At 63.5% G+C, this 4,059-nt stretch carries 3 protein-coding genes; 1 reads left to right on the forward strand and 2 read right to left on the reverse strand.

What is annotated here, in order from left to right:
- Positions 1-181: 181 nt before the first annotated feature.
- A complete protein-coding gene (locus tag KSY55_RS09000; protein ID WP_217740205.1) occupies positions 182-694 on the reverse strand; it encodes a hypothetical protein in 513 nt (170 codons plus the stop codon).
- A gap of 286 nt (positions 695-980) precedes the next feature.
- Between KSY55_RS09000 and KSY55_RS09005 the strand changes: the two genes are divergently transcribed.
- A complete protein-coding gene (locus tag KSY55_RS09005) occupies positions 981-2,681 on the forward strand; it encodes a MobA/MobL family protein (protein ID WP_217753812.1) in 1,701 nt (566 codons plus the stop codon).
- On the opposite strand, the gene KSY55_RS09010 is transcribed toward KSY55_RS09005, so the two are convergent.
- The gene (locus KSY55_RS09010) at positions 2,678-3,652 is read right to left on the reverse strand and encodes a replication initiation protein (RefSeq protein ID WP_217740204.1); all 975 of its coding nucleotides are present in this window, start codon (positions 3,650-3,652) and stop codon (positions 2,678-2,680) included. The genes KSY55_RS09005 and KSY55_RS09010 overlap by 4 nt on opposite strands.
- Positions 3,653-4,059: the final 407 nt, after the last annotated feature.

Below are 4,059 nucleotides of genomic sequence, written 5' to 3' on the forward strand. Positions count from 1 at the left end.
TTGTCCCCAGTTCGCTCCCTTTTTGTCCCCAGTTCGCTCCCTTTTTGTCCCCAGTTCGCTCCCTTTTTGTCCCCAGTAACATCCTCTGAGCCCAATGTTTCCAAGGGCTGCGGAGGGCCTAAAAGAATGTAAAAAGATTTTAAAAGATTTAAAAAGGGCGCACGGCGCCTTTTTTTGGACGTCAGATCAGGCCATCGGAGGGTGTTTGGGGAGTCCTGCGTTCGGGGTTGACCGGCTCGTATGAGGGTGGCTGGTATCCGCTTGGCCCGTCGTCCGCCCAGAGGTCGCTGATCTCGCCGTCCCTTCTGCCCCATTCCTCGCTCAGCGCCTCGTACACCAGGTCGTGCAGGTTCCAGTTCATGCCATCGCTGGTTCTGACGTTGTGCTCCAGGGCCTTGGCGACGGTGGCCCTGAGGTCCTCGCGGCTCGTGTAGTTGTCCATCACGTCGGTGGAGCACATGGCTTCCACCAGCGAGCCGAGCTGCACGAGGCGGGCTATGCGCTCCTTGGCCCTCTCGTCGCCTCCCTCGAAGCCCGCGGCCGACTCGGCCATCGCGCCGACCTCGATCAGGCGCTTGGTGCGGGCCCTGCGTTCGCGTTCCCTGCGCCGCGCCACGAGGTCGTTCTCGCGGGCCTTGAGCTGGGCCTGCCTATCCTGCAGGGACTTGATCTGCTCATCCAGGCTCTTCACCATCGAAACGGCTCCTTACATGGTCTGCATCATCCGTATGGTGATATGATTCTACCAGCAAGGAAATCCCTAATCAAAGATTAGGGCGCACTTACATGCAACCGGAGGTTGCATTTTCCGTAAGCGCGCCCTCCGGGGGCCACGGGCCTTGCCCTTTGGATTCCCACCCTTCCGGGGGAGCCTCCCGGCAGGCCCAGCGGGTGCTCGCCGCACCCCTGGGAACCCCTTGCCGCAGGGCCGCCGCCCCGCACCCCGCCGCCCGCGCCGATCACGAAAGGAGCCGAAGCCGATGGCGATCTACCATCTGTCCGTCTCCAACGTGAGCCGCGCGAGCGGTTCCAAGGCCACGGCCACGCTCTCGTACATCACCGGCAGGCGGGTGCATGACGAGCGGCGCGGCGAGACCTACGACTACGGGCGCAAGGAGCGCGTGCTGCGCGTCGGCACCCTGCTGCCGGAGGGCGCGCCGGCCGAGTTCGCCGACCCCGCCGTGCTGTTCAACGCGGTCGAGCTGCACGAGACCGGACGGACGGCGAGGCCGGCCAAGAAGATCGTGGTGGCCCTGCCGCGCGAGTTCACCCCCAGGCAGCGCGTGCAGGCGCTGGAGGAGTACATCCGCGAGAACCTGAACGCGGACGGCTACGCGGCCACCTACGCCATCCACGACGACGGGCGGGGCAACAACCCGCACGCGCACATCCTCGTCGCCAACCGGCAGATCGACCCGGCCACGGGCGGCTGGGCCCGGCTCAAGCAGCGCATGGAGTACGTGCTGGACGAGCGGGGCGAGCGGGTGCCGCTGATCGACCCCGAGACCGGCAGGCAGAAGACCGACAAGCGGGGCCGCAGGCAGTGGAAGCGCACGAGCGTGTCCCTGAACCCGCTCGACCGGAAGGCCAAGCTCAAGGCCCTGCGCGAATCCTGGGCGAAGACCTGCAACGCGCGGCTGGACGAGACCGCGAGAATCGACCACAGGAGCCTCGAGGACCAGGGCAGCGACCTCGAACCCACCATCCACGAGGGCTACGCGGCCAGGGCCATCGAACGGGCCGGGGGCGTCAGCGAGAGGTGCGAGGCCAACCGTGAGATCAGGCGCAGCAACGGCCTGCTGACCGCCATCCGCACCGAACTCGGCCGGATATTCGACCGCCTGGGCGAGCTGTTCGCCGCCAAGATCAGGCAGCTGCGCCAACGCCAGGCGAGGCCGGAACCGGCCAGGGAGCCGAACTGGCGCTACTTCGAGGGCGACGCGCGCCGCCAGCTCGAAGCCGACAGGGCCGACCACACGGCCGCGATCCGTGGAAAACTCATGGACGCGAGGGCCGACGTGAGGAACCGCGAGGAGTGGTGGAGGAGCCACGGCACCGAGGAGTTTGAGGCCGCCAAGCAGATCATCGACGTGGCGCGAGCCGCCTCGCGCGAGGCCAGGGACGCGAACGTCTTCAAGCGCGGCAGGCTGCTGCGGAACGCCGAACAGGTGGCCGGGGAGCAGTCCGAGAAGCTGCGCGGGGCGGTGCCATGGCTCGAAGACACCGACATCCCGGCCGACTGGGACCAGGCCAACAGGTTCCGCATGAGGGCCACCAAGGCCATCCACGACCACGACATGCAGCCGAGGACCAGGCTCGTGGCCGAACTGGAGAGGCGGCTCGAACAGGCCGAGCGGGCCGAGGGCGAGAAGCCAAGCCCCGAACAGGTGAAGGCCCTCGCACTGCGCATGGCCGAACAGCGTGAACGGGCGGCGGAGGACCCGACGCAGGACATGAACCGACCCGAGCCGTCCGGTGACGAGCCGTTGGACCTGAGCGAGCCCGAGGACTGGGGAGAGGCCAGCCCGTTCGAATCACGCCAGGCCCCCAGGACCAAGGCCGACCTGCTCAACGAGATCAGACAGCGCACGGACAGGCTCACAGGCCAGCGGGAGGCCGAACAGCGGCAGATCGACCCATGGAGCGCGCAACCGCCCCAGAGGCGCGGACACGGCCGCTAGAACAGCTTTCCGGCGTTCTGCGCATGATGTTCGCGGTTGCGAGCGTCAAACGCGCAGAAACGGCATTCCCCGGCCTCCACGGTGCCGTCGAAGTGGTCACGCGCGGCCGTCACGTCGAACAGCTCAGTGGTCGTGAACACCTCGCCGTACCCGGCGACGCTCGTCCAATGGCCCGCATCCTCCGCCTTCCTCGCCTCCACGGGCCTGGCGGCGTCTCTGAGGGACTTTCTGGCCGCGTCCGCCACCACACCCGGGGACAGCTCCACACGGGGCGCAGAGACGCCGCCAGGCACCTTCTCGGGGTCGAACTCGAACTCGAAGCCGACCAGCGAGCTGCGGCCACGGCCACCGCGTTTCGCGTACTTCTTGTGGATCCGCAGACCCAGCAGTTCTCCCAGCTCGGCTTGAATTGGCTTCAATACACGCTCGTTCAGGTCGCAGGTGCGATAGGACTTCGGCACGTCCAGCAGGCGACGGAACTCCTCAAGGCTCACCTTCCACACGCCGGTCTGTCGATACTGCTTCAGACGGCGATACGTCTCCTTCGCGTAGCTGGACTTCAAGGCCGTGAACTCGGCCAATTCGAAGCGCGTGAATTGGCTGGTCAGGTCGTTGAGCAGGAACGAGAAGCGCGGGTTGACCGCGACCAGCAGTTTCGCGGTCTTCCAATCGGTTTCGAAGCCGGAAAACAGCGTGAACTGCACCGTCCTGCTGTCATCCTGGAACCGGAACCGACAGGCGAGCAGACGATCGTTGACCTCAACGATTCGTGCCGCTAGCTCCTTGTCGGTGAGGTTCTTCTTGACGTGAGCCAACTGGCGGAGTTCCTCGAAAGTGAAAGTGACCTCATCGATTTCCTTATCGCGCACCCTTGCCGCGATGGCCATCAGCAGATCCAGGTCAAGCGCCGTGAAGCGGCGTAATGCCTGAGCGTTGAACTGGTTCGAATATTTCACGATCTCGTTTGCCATGGTTTCATCATACCATAAAAACGTCAAGATTTAAACAGGACGTCTTTATTCTTCCCAAAAAGTCGTCTTTATTCTTCCCAAAAAGTCGTCTTTATCTCCCAAAAAGTCGTCTTTAATGTCTCGATTCCCCTACTGCCAACTGCTTTCCCGGGAGTCTAAAAGAATATAAAAGTTTCTATAAAAGGGCGCAAGCGCCAAAAAAGAAAAAAATCACCTCAGATCAAGCACCAGAGGACAGCACAGAGACACCTCCATGACCGGACAAACCGAATCAGTCGAACAGCGGCTAGTCCACAAATAATTTGAGTCCCCACCTTGATCAAAAAGGAGACACATTTTAGCAACGTCCCCGGTTCGCTCCCTTTTTGTCCCCAGTTCGCTCCCTTTTTGTCCCCAGTTCGCTCCCT

It is taken from the genome of Bifidobacterium sp. MSK.13.1, assembly GCF_019131435.1.
In the GTDB taxonomy this organism is placed as follows: domain Bacteria; phylum Actinomycetota; class Actinomycetes; order Actinomycetales; family Bifidobacteriaceae; genus Bifidobacterium; species Bifidobacterium pseudocatenulatum.

Excerpts from the sequence above, each read along its gene's own strand:
- KSY55_RS09005 (WP_217753812.1), top strand. The coding sequence starts at position 981 with ATGGCGATCTACCATCTGTCCGTCTCCAACGTGAGCCGCGCGAGCGGT.
- KSY55_RS09000 (WP_217740205.1), bottom strand. The coding sequence starts at position 694 with ATGGTGAAGAGCCTGGATGAGCAGATCAAGTCCCTGCAGGATAGGCAG.
- KSY55_RS09010 (WP_217740204.1), bottom strand. The coding sequence starts at position 3,652 with ATGGCAAACGAGATCGTGAAATATTCGAACCAGTTCAACGCTCAGGCA.